Below are 17,975 nucleotides of genomic sequence, written 5' to 3'. Positions count from 1 at the left end.
AAGACTTATTTTGATAACAAGTTTTCGAAAGAGAGCAGTTCTCGGATCTCCTTGTCGCCTATCAATTTTGCATATTTACCGATCCGGCCAGAAAGAGAGGCAAGTACAGGATCATTGGTTCGAGCAATAAACGCATCATGTGCACACCCAGCGAGCAACCGATTGACCGTTTTCAACTCCAACGGCCATTCCTTTCCCTTCCGCCCAACTATCGCGACCTCAGACGAAATAGGTACGATGATCGTATGCACAGCATTCTGTGGCTGGGCAAAGGGCGTACAATCCTTGAGACCGATGAAGGCACAACAAGTGTCGGGAAGAATCAATTGCCCAACCTGCGGGCGGTATACAGTGTATTTAAATTCTAATAGTGCTTTTACCCGAGGGCTTTCAGACTTGATTTCTAGAATGGCTTTATTATGAGATTCTTTGACTACATCGGGCAAAAGCTTTGCCAGTAGAAAGGCTTCGGCTACCATGCCATCGAGCAAACTCTCAAACACTTCAGTCGGCAAGTGATCGAAATAGACCTCAATCTGCTTCGAGAGAAGTTCACGTTGACTATTGGGAACAAAATTCGTTGCGAGAAGTTCGTTTATCTGTTCCGGGTTTCGTTTTAGATAGTCTCTCGCCATCGTTTTCAATTTGGCGGTTGAGCTAAAATGATCTCCCAAAACGAACTGAATCCGTTCAAGTAAGCTCGAAAGTTCTGCGCGTAAGAAGTTCGATCTGCTTTCAAGATGCGCGATCAACGGTGCAACAAACATGGCAGATAACTCTTCGCCATCGTCCAGTACACGTGCGTCTTGTATCTTGCCCTGCACAGAATTTTCAAATTTGGTGATACTCTCATCCGTTTCCGAACCCTCCGGCCCATAGAAGAACCTATCGGCCCCAAAGTTCCGCGTACCTTTTCGGCTTGGTATAACACCTTTATGGTAAACCCAGATGTGATGATCCGCGCCCTTCTTGTCTCCAAACCCACGCTGCAACATCCGCCAGACATGGTGGTGTTGTTTTCCTGCCATTGGCTCTTACTCCTACTACGAGCGGTGAAATATAACTGATATCTGTTTCCACTACTCGCTCCGTTTTGGCAGCATAGTTCTGTAGGGCACCCCCATAAAAAGCATCAACCCTGCCAACCAAAGCGCGGCGCAACACTGTGCAGCTTGAAAAACTCCCCCGGCAAAGCACAAAAAAGCCGCCCCAAGGGACGGCCTTTTTTATTACCTATCACCACATTGGCAGGCGCACGCGCTACTCCAGATAGGGACGAATGCTGCGGGCGCGGCTGGCGAGTTCGGGTTCGGGGGTGTAGATCGGGCGCAGCGCATAACATTCGTCGCGCGCCAGCTCATCGATGGTTTGCTGTACCCGTTCTTCAACCGGTGACATCGACGCTTTGAGCTGCGGCCCGCTGACAAGCTGGCCCTCCACCGCGGCGATATTGCCAAAATCAATCTCTGAACGCAGCCAGGCCAGCGCCTCTTCACGGGTGGGGGTTGTTTTGACAAATGGCAGCAGATCAGAGCGGATCACATATAGGTCAATGTCGCGAACCTCGCGCCCCTCAGAGCGGGAATATTGCACCATTGACTGTTCAAGCTGCTGCCTGAACCCTGTCGAGAAGAAGAAGCGGTAGCAGTCCTGGCGGGCAATCCCCAGCTTTTGTTCAGCAAGCTGATTCAACATTTCCACCCGGTTGATGTCTTTCATGATCGCGTCGACCTCGCGGCGGAGTTTCCATTTTTCCGCCGGACAATGATCTGCCAGCAAACCAATGTTTTTATCCTTTACCGGCAAAGCCGAGCTCAGCGCTTTTTCCGGGGTCAGATGCGCACACAGGCCCCCTTCTTCTGCCCAATTGCCATGTTCAACCAGATCGTTTTTCAACTCATTTGGAATCACCACACGATAGAGCAGCCGATCCGTCAGCGGCTCATTGGTGAAAATCGCAGCCCGCGCAACCTGCAGACGACCATCGCGTATCGCCGAGGAAAGAATATCTTCGCTGCTGGCGTTTTCGGCTTCATAGCCCCAGGCCGTCAGGTGTTTTTTCGGATCACTCAACAAGTCCAGCGTCTGCGCATCAGGCTTTTTCTCAGTCGCATCATCGGCTTGCAGCCCCTCTAAAGACGCGACAACAAGCGAAACACCGGGCACATAGCGCTGCGCAGTTTCAGGCGCAATCAGCGCCCACAACAGGGCAACCGGTACCAGCACACCCAGCAACCAGGTAAAGACCCCAAGAACTCGGTCGAACCAATACAAATATACATTCATAACTCTTCCTCAGAACTAGTAAGATGCCAAAATTAACCCGTTTCCACAGGGTGACTAAGTTAAAATCTAGTTAAACCTTGTTTGAATAACAGAATTAATAAAGCTCTCGGAAAAAACAAAAATCGCGCGAAAAATTAAAGACGCTGATGTTTCAGCGTACATTCATCGCATGCAATCCAACGGCAAGAATACACCTCACAGACTGCAGTATAGTTATTTATTTACAATGCGTTATTATCCAAAATGATCAAACAACCCCAAATGAGCTGACCGTTTTAAAAACACTCTGGAATTGCAAAATAATTCAATCTTTATAGGACGTTGCCGCTTAAAAAGCTCAAAGAAGCTCCGCAAAGCCGCAATTAAAAACGCCCTCCGTGATTGACACGAAGGGCGTTCAGAGATTTGACAGTGCCGATTGGCGCTGATGCGTTCTTAGAGCGACGCCTCATAGATTTTAGTGATATTCGCGCCCAGCGCCGCGTTGTACTCTTCGTCAGACATCGCGGCATTCAGACCTTCGGTCAGCGCGCGGCTGAAGGATGCGATCATCTTGGTGTTATTCGACAGTTTCTCACATGCGTCCGCTGTGGAATAGCCACCCGACAGCGCCACAACACGCACAACGGCAGGGTGGTCGGCCAGGCTGTCATAAAGACCAGCTTCTGTTGGGATGGTCAGCTTCAGCGCTACTTTGGTGCCTTCTTCCAGCGCGTCAAGCTGCGCCTGGATCTCACCTTTCAGCAGCACTTCGGCTTCTGCTTTGGTGGCAGAGTTGATGTCCACCTCAGGCTCGATGATCGGCACCAGACCCGCTGCGGCGATCTGTTTACCCACTTCGAACTGCTGCGCCACAACGGCTTTGATGCCAGCAACGTTGGCTTCTTTTACCACCGAACGCATCTTGGTGCCAAAGATGCCTGCTTCAACGGCACGTGACAGCAGCGCGTCCAGTTCCGGCATCGGCTTCATCACCTGCACACCGTTTTCCTCGTCTGCAAGGCCCTTGTCGACCTTCAGGAACGGCACAACGCCACATTTTTCCCACAGGTACTGTGCGGTGGGCAGACCATCGATGGCGCTATCCATGGTTTTTTCAAACAGGATCGCGCCAAGGATCTTGGCTTTGTCAAAAGACGGCGCGGTGATGATGCGGGTACGCATCTTGTGGATCTCACCAAACATCTCATCATCGTTGGAATAGGCGTCTTCATTCACACCATAAAGCGCCAGCGCTTTGGGGGTGGAGCCGCCGGATTGATCCAACGCTGCAATAAAGCCATTGCCTGTAGAAATCCGATCAAATTGTTCTTGCTGAATAGATGCGTCTTGAACCATAACGTGTCACTCTCCGAAGAATGGGGTCTTTGGCCCCGTCTATAGCGTGAATTGGCCCACCCTCAATGTTTAGTTGCGCTAACATTGGTAGAAATTTGGCTTCGGCGATTTCACGCCTGCTTTTCACCCGCTGTACTGCGCGACAGTGACCTGATTTTCCACGCATTGACACGGCTCCGGCAACAGCAGGAGGGCACGGGCTTTTTCGCGGTGCCATGCTTGCGATTGCGGGGCAATACGCATTAACTCTGCAGCTATGACTGGTCCTCGATATACCCCGCTTGTTGCCGCGCTGCCTGAAACCGTGCCCTTTGTTGGCCCCGAAGAGCTGGAACGCCGACGCGGCGTGCCTTTTGCCGCGCGCCTTGGGGCCAATGAAAATGGCTTTGGCCCGGTTCCTGCAGCGGTTTCAGCAATGTCGCGCGCCCTTGGAGAGGTTTGGAAATACGGCGATGCCACCAGTTTTCACCTGCGCGCCACCCTTGCCCAAGAGCACCGCTGCGAGATCGACAATATCGTTGTTGGTGAAGGTATCGATGGGCTGCTGGGCATCTTGGTGCGGCTTTTGATTGGCGCTGGTGATAAGGTTGTCACGTCCCTTGGTGCCTATCCCACATTTAACTATCACGTGGCGGGCTGTGGTGGTGTTGTGGAAACCGTACCATATCTGGAGGATCACGAAGATCCCAAAGCGCTGTTTGCCAAGGCGCGTGAGGTGGATGCAAAACTGGTTTACCTCGCTAATCCCGACAATCCGATGGGCAGCTGGCATCCCGGCGCGGCCATTGCTGCGGCGCTTGAAGATCTGCCGGAGGGTTGCCTCCTCATTCTGGACGAAGCCTATGTGGAATGCGCGCCTGCTGGCACCGCCGCGCCCATTTCAGCAGATGATCCTCGCGTTATTCGCATGCGTACCTTCTCCAAGGCTTACGGCATGGCTGGGCTGCGCATTGGCTACGCTGTGGGGCATATGAATCTGATCCGCGCCTTTGATAAGCTGCGCAACCATTTTGGGGTGAACCTTCTGGCCCAAACAGCAGCGCAGGCCGCGGTTCAGGATCGGAAGGGGCTGTCAACACGGGTAAAAGAAATCGCCACTGCGCGTGAACAGATCAGCACCATTGCCAGAGACAACAAACTGATGCCCCTGCCCTCGGCGACCAATTTTGTCACCATTGACTGTGGCTTTGATGGTGAATTTGCAAAACGGGTGATGGATGGGCTGTTTGAACTTGGCTGTTTTGTCCGCATGCCCTTTGCCGCGCCACAAAACCGCTGCATCCGTGTGTCCTGTGGTCCCGCAGACGAGCTGGAGACATTTTCCCAGCTTTTGCCCATCGCACTAAAGCACGCAATGGGCAGCACTGGACGTGCCAAGGGCGAGCCCTAGATCAATTAGAGTGGGTTCACGGCTTATTAGCTGTTTTGCCCTATTCTATCTGGATCGTATGGAGGCTTGTTCAATGCAGCAACGCGAAGACCAATCCGACTATCTTTCCGCTTTTTGCATATTTGCATCAGTGATCCTGTTTTGGGTGCTGATGATTTTATGGGCCGCATTTGGCATGGTTGCCGTGGTCGCCGCTGCGGTGCTGATCAACCATTTGATCGGCCGCATGCAGGTTGTCCTTGATGAGGCAGCACCCTCGCAAAAGCAGCACTAGCCACCACTGCTGGTCTGCAAAGCGGAAAACACCTAAATCGCGCCGGTGGGGCGCAGTTTCATACGGCCATCTGGCGGTATGGCACAGACCTTTTGCCCCAACGCGCATCACTGCACTGATAGATTGATGCGGCTCACCCATGGTGCGCCGCAATCAACAGATCTATTGTGCCATTCAGCCTCCAGCACAATGGTGGGCTGTGGCGCTGTGCACCGGTTAGCCAACCATCGCCAATATCGGGCGCCAATATCGGGCTGATCGACAGTATCGAACTGATCGACGAACCGGTCAGTAACGCCGCGCGAGGGGGGCCTTAGGATTGAGCTCAGTCACGCCGCGGCTGTGCCAGTACACGTGCTGCGGCCTCAATTGCGCCCGCGCCATGTTCAATGCCGCATGCCGTCATTGCGGTTTCGACGCCGCCCAAAAGCCCCATGATCATATGGCCGCTGACATGCCCCATATGACCAAAGCGGAAATGGCTGTGCCAGTCTTCATGCCCCCAAGGCACCTCGCGCAGGCCAATGCCCAGCGTCAGACCAAGGTTTTCTTCACACCACACGCGCAGACGCGGCGCATCCTTGGGCGTCAGTACCAGTGATGTCACCGCATGTGAGCGCCGTGCCGCATCTTTAACCTCAAGACGCAGATCGCCCCCCTGCCCCCAGGCCTCGGCGGCAGCCCAGATCGCCCGCGCAAGGATTTCATGGCGCCGCCAGACGTTTTCAAGCCCTTCCGCATGGATCAGATCAAGCGCTGCACGCAGACCATACAGATGCTGCACCGGAGCGGTGCCGCAGAAATACTGGTAAAACAGATCTGGGTTGGCGCGCGGTTTCCAATCCCAATACGGGCTGACCTGCGCCATCTGATCCCGCATCGCCGCAGCCTTGTCGCTGAAGAACACAAAACCCAGCCCCGGTGGCAGCATCAGCCCCTTCTGACTGGCCGCAATCACCAGATCAACACCCCAGGCATCCATCTCAAATCGTTCACAGCCCAGTGATGCAATGCAATCTGCCAGCAGCAGCGCCGGATGTCCCAATTCATCCAAAAGCGCACGCAGCGCGGTAAAATCATTGCGCACCGACGATGAAGTATCCACATGCACCGCCATCACGGCCTTGATCTGATGATCAGTATCGTTGCGCAGAACTTCACTGAGCCGCGCCAGATCCCAGGGCGCGCCCATCGGGCTTTCGATTTCATCAACGCTGATGCCCATCTTGGTCGCGGTTTCCACCCAGCCCGCGCCAAATCGACCATTGGACAGCGCAACCATCTGCTCCCCGGGCGCGGCCAGATTGGCCAATGCCGCTTCCCAGAGGCCGTGACCATTGCAGATATAGATGGCTGCGTTTTGGCTGGTACGGGCGACGCGTTTCAGATCATCAATAATGCCGGGCACCATTTCCACCAGCGCCCCCTCATAGATATTGGAGGACGCATGATGCATCGCGCGCAGCACCTCATCGGGCACCACCGAGGGTCCGGGAATAGCCAGATAGGGTCGTCCTGCGGCGAGAGAAAGAACATCTGTCATGATTTTTGCCTTTATCTTTCGGCCCGTTGGCCGGATGTCACCTTGAACCCTATCCTGCCCGAACCACAGGTCAAATTGGAAATGCTGTAGCGTCGAAATATCCGACGACATCCTTGGTTACGCTGCGAGATTGGGCACAGGCATGCGCGCAGACAACACAACCAGAACCTGCAACAACCCGTCGAGCGCTTGCACCCCTGACCCGAGCTGCTTAAATGGCGCAGCTCATACCGTTTCCACGGCAGATCGAGCACCCTGTTTGACAAGAGGCGACCTGACATTATGAGCACCCCCCATAAATCTTCACGCGAACTGATGGGTTGGCTGTGGAAAGGTTACCTGCGCCCATACATAGGGCTGCTTGGCGTTGCCTTTATCTTTATGCTGATCGAAGGCTCCACTGTGGGTGGTCTTGCCTATATGATGCAGCCAATGTTTGACCATGTGTTTGTGGCAGGCAATGGGGATGCGCTGTTCTGGGTCAGCATGGCCTTTCTGATCATTTTCTCCGTTCGCGGCATCACCAGCGTCTGCCAAAAAGTGATCCTCGCAAAAATTGCTCAAACCTCGGCCGCGCATTTGCGTCGCGACATGTTGGCGCGAATGATCCGTCAGGATCCCTCTTTTCACCAGAGTCACCCCCCAGGGGCACTGATCCAGCGCATTCAAACCGATGTCGGCGCGATCAATCAGGTTTGGCGCTCGGTGATCACTGGCGCGGGGCGCGATGTGACCCAGCTTTTTGCCACACTCTATGTGGCCTTGATGGTGGATTGGCGCTGGACGCTGATCATGCTGGTAGGGTTGCCGATGCTGCTCATTCCTATTGCCTCAGTCCAGCGCTATGTGCGCAAAAAAGCATCCCGGGCCCGTGATCTTGGTGCATCGCTTGCAACCCGGCTGGATGAAATCTTTCACGGCATAGTCCCGATCAAACTCAACAGTCTGGAAGAATACCAAGAGGAACGCTTTGCGCATCACACCGACGAATTTGTCCGCCAAGAGGTAAAGGCGCAATTCGGCACCTCTTCCATTACCGGCATGATCGATATTATGGCTGGTCTTGGCGTTATGGGCGTGGTGCTCTATGGCGGCCAGCAGATCATCGGCGGCGAGAAAACCGTTGGCCAGTTCATGAGCTTTTTCACCGCCATCGGCCTGACGTTTGATCCCATGCGCCGCCTCGCAAACATGAGCGGGGTCTGGCAGGCAGCCGCTGCGGCAATGGAACGGATCAAAGGTTTGATGGATGCCCCAATTGAGCTGACCGAACCGGAAAACCCCAAACCTGCCCCCAAAGGTCTACCGGAAATTCAGCTGGAAAACGTCTCGCTTGAATATGGCAGTGCGCGGGTGTTGCGCAATCTGACACTGGTGGCCGAAGCGGGTAAAACCACTGCTTTGGTTGGCGCGTCCGGTGCGGGTAAATCTACCATTTTCAACCTACTGACCCGGCTTGTGGATCCTGTTGAAGGCCGTGCCACCCTTGGCGGGGTTGCGGTGAATGAAATGGCTCTGAAAGATCTGCGCGATCTGTTTTCCGTGGTCACCCAAGAAGCGCTGCTGTTTGATGAGACCCTGCGCGAAAACATCCTTCTGGGCCGCACCGATGTAAGCGAAGAAGCACTACAAGAGGTGCTGGATGCCGCCCATGTCAGCGACTTTCTCCCCAAGCTGAGCGACGGGCTTGATACATTGGTGGGGCCGCGTGGATCGGCGCTATCGGGCGGGCAACGGCAGCGGGTGGTGATCGCGCGTGCCTTGCTGCGAAATACTCCGATCCTGCTCCTGGATGAAGCTACCTCTGCGCTGGATGCGCAATCCGAAAAAGTTGTTCAATCCGCGCTCGACAAACTCTCAGGTGGGCGCACCACTTTGGTCATTGCGCACCGTTTGTCGACCATTCGCTCGGCTGATAAGATTGTGGTGATGGAACGTGGTGAAATCGCCGATCAAGGCACCCATGAAGAGCTGCTCGAGCGTGGCGGCATCTATGCCGATCTGTACCGCTTGCAGTTCCAAGACGGCAAAACCCTGGTGGATCCCGAAGGCGTGGCCGCGCAGCTGCCCGAAGCCGTTGCAACCGCTACTGCACCTGAAACCAGCTGGCTGCGCAGACTGGCCCGTCGTTTCAGCCGCTAGGCGCTATTTACGGTAGGATGCGGCGAGCCGTTCCGCATCCGCTCCCATCGCGTAGCGCATCAATGTCCAGAGGTTGCGGGATCCGCGCCGGATCCAGCCATCGCGCTGATAGCGTTCGGCACTGGTGATGGCAAAGGCCGCAAGCTCACGCATATCCGGCAGGCGGCGCACAATTTCCACATCTTCCATCAATGGCTGGTCCGGATAGCCGCCTTTTGCCGCATAGAGCGCCGCTGGCACCAACAGCCCCTGATCGCCATAAGGCAGCCCCAAAACGCTTGAGCGCAAATTAGCCCAGCCCGCCACCAGCCGTGGACGGATGCCTCTGGCAGAAAAGCGCAGTTTGAAATGCGCCGGGCGATGGGCGTGCTGTTGCAAATGGTCCGAAACAACCGCACTCCACCCTTCAGATAGCACGGTGTCCGCATGCAGTACCAAAAGCCAGTCACCCTTGGCCGCAGCACAGCCCCGGCGCAACTGCCCCCCGCGTGAGGCCGCGCCTTCAACAATACGCGCGCCCGCTTCATCCGCAATCTTCAGCGTATCGTCGGTTGAGCCCCCATCACTAATGATCAGCTCATGAATGAGCCCGCTTGCCAGCCCTTCCATCAGCGTCTCAAGGCTTGCAGAAAGATGCGCGCCCGCATTCAATGTGGGGATAACAACAGAGATCGGCGCAGGCATTTCAACATTCCTCAATTTTTCCTGTTGCTTTCCCATAGCACACCCAGAGATAAAAGCACCCCGCAGCCAACTCAAAGAGGCCCAAATGTCCGCGCGAAAAATCATCCGCCTGAGCGGGGCAGATGCCCGCCCGTTTCTGCAAAACCTTGTGACCAACAATATCGACCTTATCGATCAGGGGCTTGTCTATGCAGCGCTGCTGACGCCGCAGGGCAAATATATGGCAGATTTCTTTGTGTTGGCGGATGGCAAAGATGTGCTGGTTGATGCGGATGAAAGCCAGGCAGATATGCTGGCGCAGCGGCTCAACATGTATCGCCTGCGTGCAGACGTAACCATTGAGATCAGCGAGCTGCAGGTGAAACGCGGCACCGGCCCCGCGCCTGACGGCGCGCTGATGGATCCGCGTCACCCTGATCTGGGCTGGCGACTATATGGCGATGAGGCAGGTGATGATGGCAGCGACTGGGACGCGATCCGGGTGGCCAATTGCATTCCCGCAACCGGCATTGAGCTGGATAGCAACAGTTTCATTCTGGAAACCGGGTTTGAGGAATTGAATGGGGTCGATTTCCGCAAAGGCTGCTATGTGGGCCAGGAAGTCACCGCGCGGATGAAACACAAAACCACCCTGCGCAAAGGCCTGAAAGTGGTTTCCATTGAAGGCGCGGCGCCAGTGGGGACTGAAATAACCGCCGCAGGAAAGCCGGTTGGCACGCTTTTCACGCAATCGGGGGGCAAGGCGATTGCCTATCTGCGCTATGACCGTGCCAAAGGGGAGCTTTTGGCTGGTGATGCCACGCTCAGCTGGGAGGGCTAAGGCGATCTTAAGGCGCGTTCCCTAAGCTACCAGCAATCTGGATTGAATTGGTGTGTGGTATGGGTGTGTTGAAATGGGTACTGGCGGCAACGCTGCTGGCCTGCCCTGTCGCGGCGCAGGAAAGCTACTGGCAGTATGGTGATTGGGCAGTGCAGGTCACAGCCTTTGATACCCGTGAGGATTTGCGGGTGGAGTGTAGCGCCCACACCGGCGGCGATGGCATGCCCAGCCTGCGGCTGTCGATTTCAAACGGTGATGCTGGCCCGCCCGAGCACTACCCGCAGCTAACATTGCATGAGACCGCCCCCCGCGGCCATAACACCCAGATGCAAAATGGTCAGGCCGTGGTGATGATTGTGGATCAGAGCCTCGCTTATTACGCATTGGTGGATGGCTATTTTGACGAACACGGGATCTTGAACGCAACGGCTGAACTGCGCTGGCAGGATGCGGTTTACGCGCTGATTGGTATGCAAGCGGGCCAGCAAATGGATGTGCGCCTGCTGCAGCCTGATCGCGCCAGTACGCGGATAACGCTGGCCTCGCTGAATGGATTTACCGCAGCCTACGGCAAAATGATGGACAGCTGCGGCCATTCCCTGGAATTGGTTGAACCCGCGCTGGATTGACCGCCAACGTTCAATTTGGCACCGCATCCTCCCCGCGAACGCTATAAATTCTCCACACCGGAACGCCCTGTGTATCGGCCGCGCCCGATGAGCGTTGGGTTTGAGCGTGTCTTTAGACCGGGCGGTAACGCTGTCAGCCCCCCTCAGATACAGCTCGGGCGCAGCCATGCCTCAAGGTAGGTTCGTAGCCGAACCTGCATCGGCATCTCATTGTTGGCGGCACAGAAATCCAACGCGATGGCCTGAATAGCAAAGGCCTGGATCCCTTCGGCGAGAATAGCCGGGGGCACATCCTTGCGGAAAGATCTGGTTGCAAGCCAGTGACTGAACAAAACGTGCATCCGGGTGAAGGTCTGTGAGATTGGCCCAATCTCTTCTTTTGCGGCCGCGCCCGAGTGCCTGAGGATGAGGTCAAACACATAACGTTCTGACGTCATAAAGCTGAGCAACGGATCAAGACCACAGATCAACGCATCCACTGATTCTGGCGCGGGGCGCTGCTCAATCTCATCAAGAATGTGATTGATGTAATCCGCGATGATCAAATCCATCAGCGCATCTTTGTCACTGAAATGGGCAAAAAACGTGCCCTTGGCGACCCCTGCTTCCTGCACAACTTCTTCGACGCGCATCGCCGCAAAGCCTTTGGCGTCTATAGCAGTTTTTGCCGCCGCAATCAGTTTCGCACGGGTGGCGAGGGTCCGTTTTTGCACAGGTCTGTTCATACCCTCTCAATAGCAACTTTTCACGCGGGCACAAACCATCAATTGACCGCGGTCATTTTTTCAAATATGACCATGGTCAATTATTTCACCTTTGGAGCCCCTCATGCCTGCGAAACGCATTCTAATCCTGAACGGCCACCCGGCGGAAACGTCGCTCTCGAATATGCTTGCTGATACCTATGAACGGGCTGCGACGGAGGCGGGCCATGAGGCACGCACAATGCATCTACACGCGCTTACGTTTGATCCCGATCACGGATTTGCTGGCTACAAAGAGCACAAGCCGTTGGAGGCCGATCTAGTGGCCTTTCGCGACAATCTGGAATGGGCAGATCATGTGGTTTTGACCACGCCGATGTGGTGGGGCGGTCTACCCGCCAAACTGAAAGGGTTGCTTGACAGGGCACTGCTGCCGGGCTGGGCCTTTGATACGCGCAAGCTGAAATTCGGGGGGATGCCCACCCCGCTTTTGACAGGAAAGACCGGTCGGGTGTTTGTCACCTCAGATACACCGGATGTCTTTTTTGGCCTGCTCTATCGCAAGGCGCTGCTGCGCCAGATCAAGGGGCAAATCTTTCAGTTTGTCGGAATCAAACCTACGCGCATCACCCATTTCGCCCCAGCTGGCAGCGCCGAACCCGCGAAAATACATGCCTGGCTGGAGCTTACAAAAACCCTCGCGGTTCAGGGGAAGTGATCGCCTGATTTTGGCAGATGCTTCAATTTACGCTAAGCCCTCTGCCTCAGCTTGCAACAGCGCGTGGACCTGCGTGGCCTGATACTGTGCTGTACATTGGCCTGATTTATTTGGGGGAGCGTTTTCAAACAAAAAACCGGGGCAATGCTGCCCCGGCTGTATTTCACCCAAGATCTGAGACTTAGAAAAAGCCCAGTTTGTTGGGATTGTAGCTGACCAGCATGTTTTTGGTCTGCTGGTAATGATCAAGCATCATCTTGTGGGTCTCACGTCCAATACCCGACTGTTTGTAGCCACCAAAGGCCGCGTGTGCCGGATAGGCGTGGTAGTTGTTGACCCAGACGCGACCCGCCTCAATGCCACGGCCAAAGCGGTAGCAGCGGTTGGCATCGCGCGACCAGACACCAGCACCGAGGCCATAGAGCGTGTCATTGGCGATTTCCAATGCTTCCTCATCCGTCTTAAAGGTACAGACCGACACAACCGGGCCAAAGATCTCTTCCTGGAAGACGCGCATCTTATTGTGGCCTTTCAGGACGGTAGGCTGGACATAGAAACCTTCTTCCAGATCGCCACCAAAGCGGGCAGCGGCACCACCGGTAAGCACCTCTGCGCCCTCTTCCACACCGATCTGCAGATAGGAGAGGATCTTGTCTTGCTGCTCTTGGCTTGCCTGTGCGCCAACCATGGTTTCCATCAGACGTGGATCACCTTGTTTGATCGCTTTTACCCGTTCAATGGCGCGGGCCATGAATTCTTCATAGATGTCTTCGTGGATCAACGCGCGCGATGGGCAGGTGCAGACTTCACCCTGGTTAAAGGCAAAAAGCACAAAGCCTTCGATCGCCTTGTCGAGGAACTCGTCATCCTGATCCATCACATCCTTAAAGAAGACGTTGGGCGATTTACCACCCAGCTCCAGCGTGACAGGAATGAGGTTCTCGGTCGCGGCCTTCATGATGATCTTGCCGGTTTGGGTTGAACCGGTGAAGGCGATCTTGGCGATACGGTCCGAGGTTGCCAGCGCAGCCCCCACTTCGGCGCCATAGCCGTTCACAACGTTCAACACGCCATCTGGCAGCAGATCCCCCACCAGTTCCATCATCACCATGATCGCAGCCGGTGTCTGTTCCGCTGGTTTCAGAACCACACAGTTGCCTGCAGCCAGTGCTGGTGCAAGTTTCCACGCCGCCATCAGGATCGAGAAGTTCCAGGGGATGATCTGGCCCACAACACCAAGTGGTTCGTGGAAGTGATAGGCCACGGTGTCATTGTCGATTTCCGACATGGTGCCTTCCTGGCCGCGCAAAACACCTGCGAAATAGCGGAAGTGGTCAATCGCCAGCGGAATATCAGCCAGGGTTGTCTCACGGATTGGCTTGCCATTATCCCAGGTTTCGGCCTTGGCAAGGATGTCGAGGTTCTCTTCCATGCGATCTGCAATTTTCAACAGCAGATCAGAGCGGGCGGCAGGTGCGGTGGTGCCCCAGGCTCTGCGGGCAGCATGGGCAGCATCCAGTGCAAGGTTCACATCTTGTGCATCTGAGCGGGCGATCTGACCAACCACACCACCGGTGATCGGGGTGACATTGTCAAAGTAACGGCCCGAGACCGGGGGGACGAACTTGCCGCCGATATAGTTGTCGTAGCGGTCTTTGAACGGCGAGGTCATATCGCCTGCGACTTGGGTCATCTCGTTCATCACATTTCCTCCTGTTGCGCGACTCTCCTCTGTCGCGTCCTGGGAAAACGATGACTCCTGTAAGGTGAGATGTCATCTAGGACAAAGGGCGTAGATCGGGGCGCATTTGCCACAAAATCCGCTGCTGTTTTTTTGGGCAACCTTCGTAAATTTGCAGGAAATCGCGTAAATACACATAAAAACGCCCCGCAGCCAGAAGCTGCAGGGCGTAATCTTGCCGTAAAAAATGCGTGTTTTAAGCGCGTTCTGAATATTCCATCGTTTCGGTGTTCACCACGATCATCTCATCTTGGCCAACAAACGGCGGCACCATCACCTTGACGCCATTGTCGAGGATCGCTGGTTTGAACGAATTCGCCGCGGTCTGACCTTTGACCACCGGCTCGGTCTCTACGATCTTGCAAACAACCTTTTGCGGCAAGCTCGCATTCAATGCCTCAGATTCATAAAACTCCACAACGATGGTCATACCATCTTGCAGGAACGCACGACGGTCGCCGAGAAGATCCGCTGGAAGTTCGATTTGCTCGTAGGTTTCGGAATCCATGAAGACCAGCATTCCGTCGCTTTCGTACAGAAATTGTTGATCTTTTTGCTCCAAACGTACGCGCTCAACTTTGTCAGCAGAACGGAACCGCTCATTGAGCTTGGACCCATTACGCAAGTTACGCAGCTCTACCTGTGCAAAGGCGCCGCCCTTGCCAGGTTTCACATGGTCGACTTTTACAGCGGCCCAGAGCCCATCGTTATGTTCCAGAACGTTGCCGGGGCGGATTTCATTGCCGTTGATTTTGGGCATGGGAAATGCCTTTCGGGTGGTTGTTGAACTGTTACATGCCCCTATATCGATCAGGGTAACAACTATCAAGAAAACGATCAGGTAAACGGCGAGCAACATGGCTACGACGTAAGGTATGCGCAAAACGCATAAGAGGGTTGCAATATTTATCTACCCGAATCGTCACAAAATCGCCATAAGGGGCGCCACGCCGAAAAAACAGAAAATGCAATAGCAAGAACAAGAAGGAAGCGAGATGCGAGATTTCGTTGACGGCACCGCTTATAATAATGAGCAAGGCAACCGTGCCCGCAAACTCTTTGCAGCTGTCGTGCTGGCTGCGCTTGATGACGCCATTGCGGACGACAAAAAATATGGCAATGGCCCTGAGCAGATTGCCCGTTGGGCCCGTTCGCGTGATGGGCGCGAAGTTCTGACCTGCGCCGGTATTGACCCCAATGAACGGGTTGTATCCGGTCTGATGGAATTTGTTGGCCGCGGGGTGCGGACCTCTGTTGCACTGTCGCGCGAAGAAAGCGAACGTCGCAACGCTCAGGCGGAAGCTGCCTAAGCATATATATAATGTCTGCCTCTGCTCGGGCCTGGCATTATAAAGCTGCTAAAAGAAAAACGCGTCCGGTGGGGGCGCGTTTTTCTTTTTGGGGTACGTGTTGTCAGGCTCAGTCCACAAAGAGCAGATACATCAGGCTGGACGTCGCAAGCTCCATCATCGCCAATACACCAAACCCTGCGCGCGCCCCCCAGCTGCGCCCCCGCCAGAGCACTGCAAAAGCTGCAAGACTTGCCGCCAGCAACACGGGCTCCAGCAAATGCGCATGGTGACGACGATCCCAATAGCTCAGCGGGGAGTGAAAGACCCAGTCGGTAAACGGCCAGAAATTGGGCCGCCCGTCCCCCGCATGCATGGTGAAATCAAGCCCGATATGCAAAAGCGCAGCAGCGGTAAAAGCCACCATCCAGCCCTGCCCGCGCCAGAGCGCCAAGGCAAGCAGCGCTCCCCAAATCGGTATGGAATTGTCGATCGCAAAGACCTGTTGCCATGCCTCAGAAAAGTAAAGTGTATCAAACACATGGTTTATTGGCACGCCTTGTACATTGATGGCCCAGGCGCTCATCAGGTAAAGCGACAGATCCGGCGTAAGACTGCCTGCAAGCGCTGCCGCCATCACCCTACGTCCACCGTTACGGCCAAACAGCGCTGCACCAACCAAAAGATGTGCGGGTGTGTTCATGTGGTCTTCCTATGACGCTGATGGGCAATGTTTGGTGGTTTTTGCCTGATGGTTTTCGGGCTGGCTCGGTTTATGGTCTGCGAACGGAATCAGAAATGTTTTTTCCACAGTTAAGGATATGACGTGACACGCGCAATCATGGTGCAAGGCACTGGCAGCAATGTTGGCAAATCTTTGATCGTTGCAGGGCTTGCGCGCGCGTTTACCCGCCGCGGGCTGAAGGTTGCGCCGTTCAAGCCACAGAACATGTCAAACAATGCGGCCGTCACCCCGGAAGGTGGTGAAATCGGCCGGGCGCAGGCCTTGCAGGCCAAAGCGGCCATGCGCGCACCGCACACGGATATGAACCCGATCCTGCTAAAGCCTGAAACCGACACTGGCGCGCAGGTGATTGTGCAAGGCATAAGGCGCGGCACCCGCGCGGCAGGCTCTTTCATGCGCGATAAAACCGGCTTGTTGGACGCTGCACTGGAAAGCTTTCACCGCCTGGCTGCGGATGTGGATCTTGTGTTGATTGAAGGCGCAGGCAGCCCGGCTGAGACCAATCTGCGCCAAGGCGATATTGCCAATATGGGCTTTGCCCAGGCCGCAAATGTTCCGGTGGTCCTGATGGGTGACATTCATCGCGGTGGGGTCATTGCGCAGATCGTGGGTACACAGGCCGTTCTGGATCAGGCGGATCAAGACAAGATTGCAGGCTTTGCCATCAACCGTTTTCGCGGTGACATCAGCCTGTTTGATGCGGGGCGTGATGATATTGCCCTGCGCACGGGCTGGCCCTGCCTCGGCGTGGTTCCGTGGTTTTGGGACGCGTGGAAATTCCCAGCCGAAGACAGTATGGATGTGGCCTCGCGCGCGGGCGGTGAATTCAAGATCGCAGTGCCGCAGCTGGAGCGCATGGCCAATTTTGATGATCTCGACCCCCTGGCCGCAGAACCTGACATCAGCGTCGATATGGTCGAGCCGGGCCGCGCCCTGCCGGGCGACGCCGATCTCATCCTTATTCCTGGCAGCAAATCCACCCTCGGCGATCTGGCTTTTTTGCGGGCGCAAGGTTGGGACATCGACATTCACGCCCATGTGCGCCGCGGCGGTCATGTGCTGGGGCTGTGTGGAGGCTATCAGATGCTGGGACGCTGGATCGATGATCCAGAAGGTGTAGATGGCAAACCGGGCCGCGCTGAGGGGCTGGGGCTCTTGAACGTAGAAACAGTAATGGCGGGTGACAAGCGGGTGCGCCAGACGCTGGCACAGACCAAGGACGGCGCGCTGAAACTCAGCGGTTATGAAATCCACATGGGGCGCACAGATGGGCCGGACTGTCACCGCGCCTGGCTTGACGTAGAGGGCCGCGCAGAAGGGGCCCAGTCTGAAAACGGCCGTGTGCGTGGCACCTATCTGCACGGGCTGTTCGAAAGCGATACGTTTCGTGCTGATTTTCTAGGCAAGCTCGGTGTCAGCAGCAACGGCAGCTATGATGCCAGCGTAGAAACCGCCCTCAACGATCTCGCGGATCATCTGGAGCGCTATATGGATCTGGATCAACTGCTGACACTGGCAGGCCCTGTATCAGCCCCCACCGCTGGCTAGGCGCTGCTCAGGTTATACGCCGCATCTCTAGCCATACCTGACGCGACACACAGGGGGCGGGGTGGCTCCCGCGCCCTTCAGCGCAATCATATAGATTACGCTTGGGTCTTGGGGGTGGCAGCGC

General features: G+C 55.4%; 17 protein-coding genes. 8 read left to right on the top strand and 9 right to left on the bottom strand.

Annotation, left to right across the window (positions count from 1 at the left end):
- Positions 1–5: 5 nt before the first annotated feature.
- The 3 genes from GG681_RS12045 to GG681_RS12035 form a co-directional block, all read right to left on the bottom strand.
- On the bottom strand, positions 6–1,028 hold the full coding sequence (locus GG681_RS12045) for a hypothetical protein (protein WP_153548250.1): 1,023 nt from the start codon (positions 1,026–1,028) through the stop codon (positions 6–8).
- Positions 1,029–1,260: 232 nt separating this feature from the next.
- Positions 1,261–2,286, bottom strand: a complete 1,026-nt coding sequence (locus GG681_RS12040) for a hypothetical protein (RefSeq protein WP_153548249.1) — start codon at positions 2,284–2,286, stop codon at positions 1,261–1,263.
- Between the two features lie 435 nt (positions 2,287–2,721).
- A complete protein-coding gene (locus GG681_RS12035; protein WP_153548248.1) occupies positions 2,722–3,624 on the bottom strand; it encodes a fructose bisphosphate aldolase in 903 nt (300 codons plus the stop codon).
- 256 nt (positions 3,625–3,880) lie between these two features.
- Here GG681_RS12035 and GG681_RS12030 point away from each other — a divergent pair, with 256 nt between their 5' ends.
- The gene (locus GG681_RS12030) at positions 3,881–5,014 is read left to right on the top strand and encodes a pyridoxal phosphate-dependent aminotransferase (protein ID WP_153548247.1); all 1,134 of its coding nucleotides are present in this window, start codon (positions 3,881–3,883) and stop codon (positions 5,012–5,014) included.
- Between the two features lie 73 nt (positions 5,015–5,087).
- Positions 5,088–5,288: a hypothetical protein gene (locus tag GG681_RS12025; RefSeq protein ID WP_153548246.1), complete on the top strand. Its 201-nt coding sequence runs from the start codon at positions 5,088–5,090 to the stop codon at positions 5,286–5,288.
- A gap of 325 nt (positions 5,289–5,613) precedes the next feature.
- Here GG681_RS12025 and GG681_RS12020 read toward each other — a convergent pair whose 3' ends face one another.
- On the bottom strand, positions 5,614–6,831 hold the full coding sequence (locus tag GG681_RS12020; RefSeq protein ID WP_153548245.1) for a pyridoxal-phosphate-dependent aminotransferase family protein: 1,218 nt from the start codon (positions 6,829–6,831) through the stop codon (positions 5,614–5,616).
- 282 nt (positions 6,832–7,113) lie between these two features.
- Here GG681_RS12020 and GG681_RS12015 point away from each other — a divergent pair, with 282 nt between their 5' ends.
- The gene (locus tag GG681_RS12015; protein WP_153548244.1) at positions 7,114–8,973 is read left to right on the top strand and encodes an ABC transporter ATP-binding protein; all 1,860 of its coding nucleotides are present in this window, start codon (positions 7,114–7,116) and stop codon (positions 8,971–8,973) included.
- 3 nt (positions 8,974–8,976) lie between these two features.
- On the opposite strand, the gene GG681_RS12010 is transcribed toward GG681_RS12015, so the two are convergent.
- Positions 8,977–9,657, bottom strand: a complete 681-nt coding sequence (locus tag GG681_RS12010) for a TIGR04283 family arsenosugar biosynthesis glycosyltransferase (protein ID WP_153548243.1) — start codon at positions 9,655–9,657, stop codon at positions 8,977–8,979.
- Between the two features lie 85 nt (positions 9,658–9,742).
- Here GG681_RS12010 and ygfZ point away from each other — a divergent pair, with 85 nt between their 5' ends.
- Together ygfZ and GG681_RS12000 are read left to right on the top strand one after the other, a co-directional pair.
- Positions 9,743–10,477: a CAF17-like 4Fe-4S cluster assembly/insertion protein YgfZ gene (ygfZ, locus tag GG681_RS12005; protein WP_153548242.1), complete on the top strand. Its 735-nt coding sequence runs from the start codon at positions 9,743–9,745 to the stop codon at positions 10,475–10,477.
- Between the two features lie 59 nt (positions 10,478–10,536).
- The gene (locus GG681_RS12000) at positions 10,537–11,106 is read left to right on the top strand and encodes an invasion associated locus B family protein (RefSeq protein WP_153548241.1); all 570 of its coding nucleotides are present in this window, start codon (positions 10,537–10,539) and stop codon (positions 11,104–11,106) included.
- A 143-nt stretch (positions 11,107–11,249) separates the two neighbouring features.
- Here GG681_RS12000 and GG681_RS11995 read toward each other — a convergent pair whose 3' ends face one another.
- Positions 11,250–11,831, bottom strand: a complete 582-nt coding sequence (locus tag GG681_RS11995) for a TetR/AcrR family transcriptional regulator (protein WP_153548240.1) — start codon at positions 11,829–11,831, stop codon at positions 11,250–11,252.
- Between the two features lie 103 nt (positions 11,832–11,934).
- Here GG681_RS11995 and GG681_RS11990 point away from each other — a divergent pair, with 103 nt between their 5' ends.
- Positions 11,935–12,528, top strand: coding sequence for an NAD(P)H-dependent oxidoreductase (locus GG681_RS11990; RefSeq protein WP_153548239.1), 594 nt, complete (start codon positions 11,935–11,937; stop codon positions 12,526–12,528).
- A 181-nt stretch (positions 12,529–12,709) separates the two neighbouring features.
- Here the strand turns inward: GG681_RS11990 and adh are convergent, their stop codons facing one another.
- Positions 12,710–14,230 (bottom strand): aldehyde dehydrogenase, encoded by a 1,521-nt coding sequence (gene adh, locus GG681_RS11985; protein ID WP_153548238.1) that lies wholly within the window; start codon positions 14,228–14,230, stop codon positions 12,710–12,712.
- Positions 14,231–14,465: 235 nt separating this feature from the next.
- Positions 14,466–15,029 carry an elongation factor P gene (gene efp, locus GG681_RS11980; RefSeq protein WP_153548237.1) on the bottom strand — a complete coding sequence of 188 codons (564 nt, stop codon included), beginning with the start codon at positions 15,027–15,029 and terminating at the stop codon, positions 14,466–14,468.
- Between the two features lie 235 nt (positions 15,030–15,264).
- Here efp and GG681_RS11975 point away from each other — a divergent pair, with 235 nt between their 5' ends.
- Positions 15,265–15,579 carry a DUF6280 family protein gene (locus tag GG681_RS11975; protein ID WP_153548236.1) on the top strand — a complete coding sequence of 105 codons (315 nt, stop codon included), beginning with the start codon at positions 15,265–15,267 and terminating at the stop codon, positions 15,577–15,579.
- 109 nt (positions 15,580–15,688) lie between these two features.
- Here GG681_RS11975 and GG681_RS11970 read toward each other — a convergent pair whose 3' ends face one another.
- Entirely contained in the window at positions 15,689–16,261 is a 573-nt protein-coding gene (locus tag GG681_RS11970) for a cobalamin biosynthesis protein CobQ (protein ID WP_153548235.1), read from the bottom strand.
- 138 nt (positions 16,262–16,399) lie between these two features.
- Here GG681_RS11970 and GG681_RS11965 point away from each other — a divergent pair, with 138 nt between their 5' ends.
- Positions 16,400–17,851, top strand: a complete 1,452-nt coding sequence (locus GG681_RS11965; protein ID WP_153548337.1) for a cobyric acid synthase — start codon at positions 16,400–16,402, stop codon at positions 17,849–17,851.
- Positions 17,852–17,975 lie beyond the last annotated feature (124 nt).

This window comes from Tritonibacter aquimaris, assembly GCF_009617595.1.
GTDB classification, from domain to species: Bacteria; Pseudomonadota; Alphaproteobacteria; order Rhodobacterales; family Rhodobacteraceae; genus Epibacterium; species Epibacterium aquimaris.
Note: the sequence above shows the minus strand (reverse complement) of the source record. Positions and strands in the feature narration are given on the sequence as shown.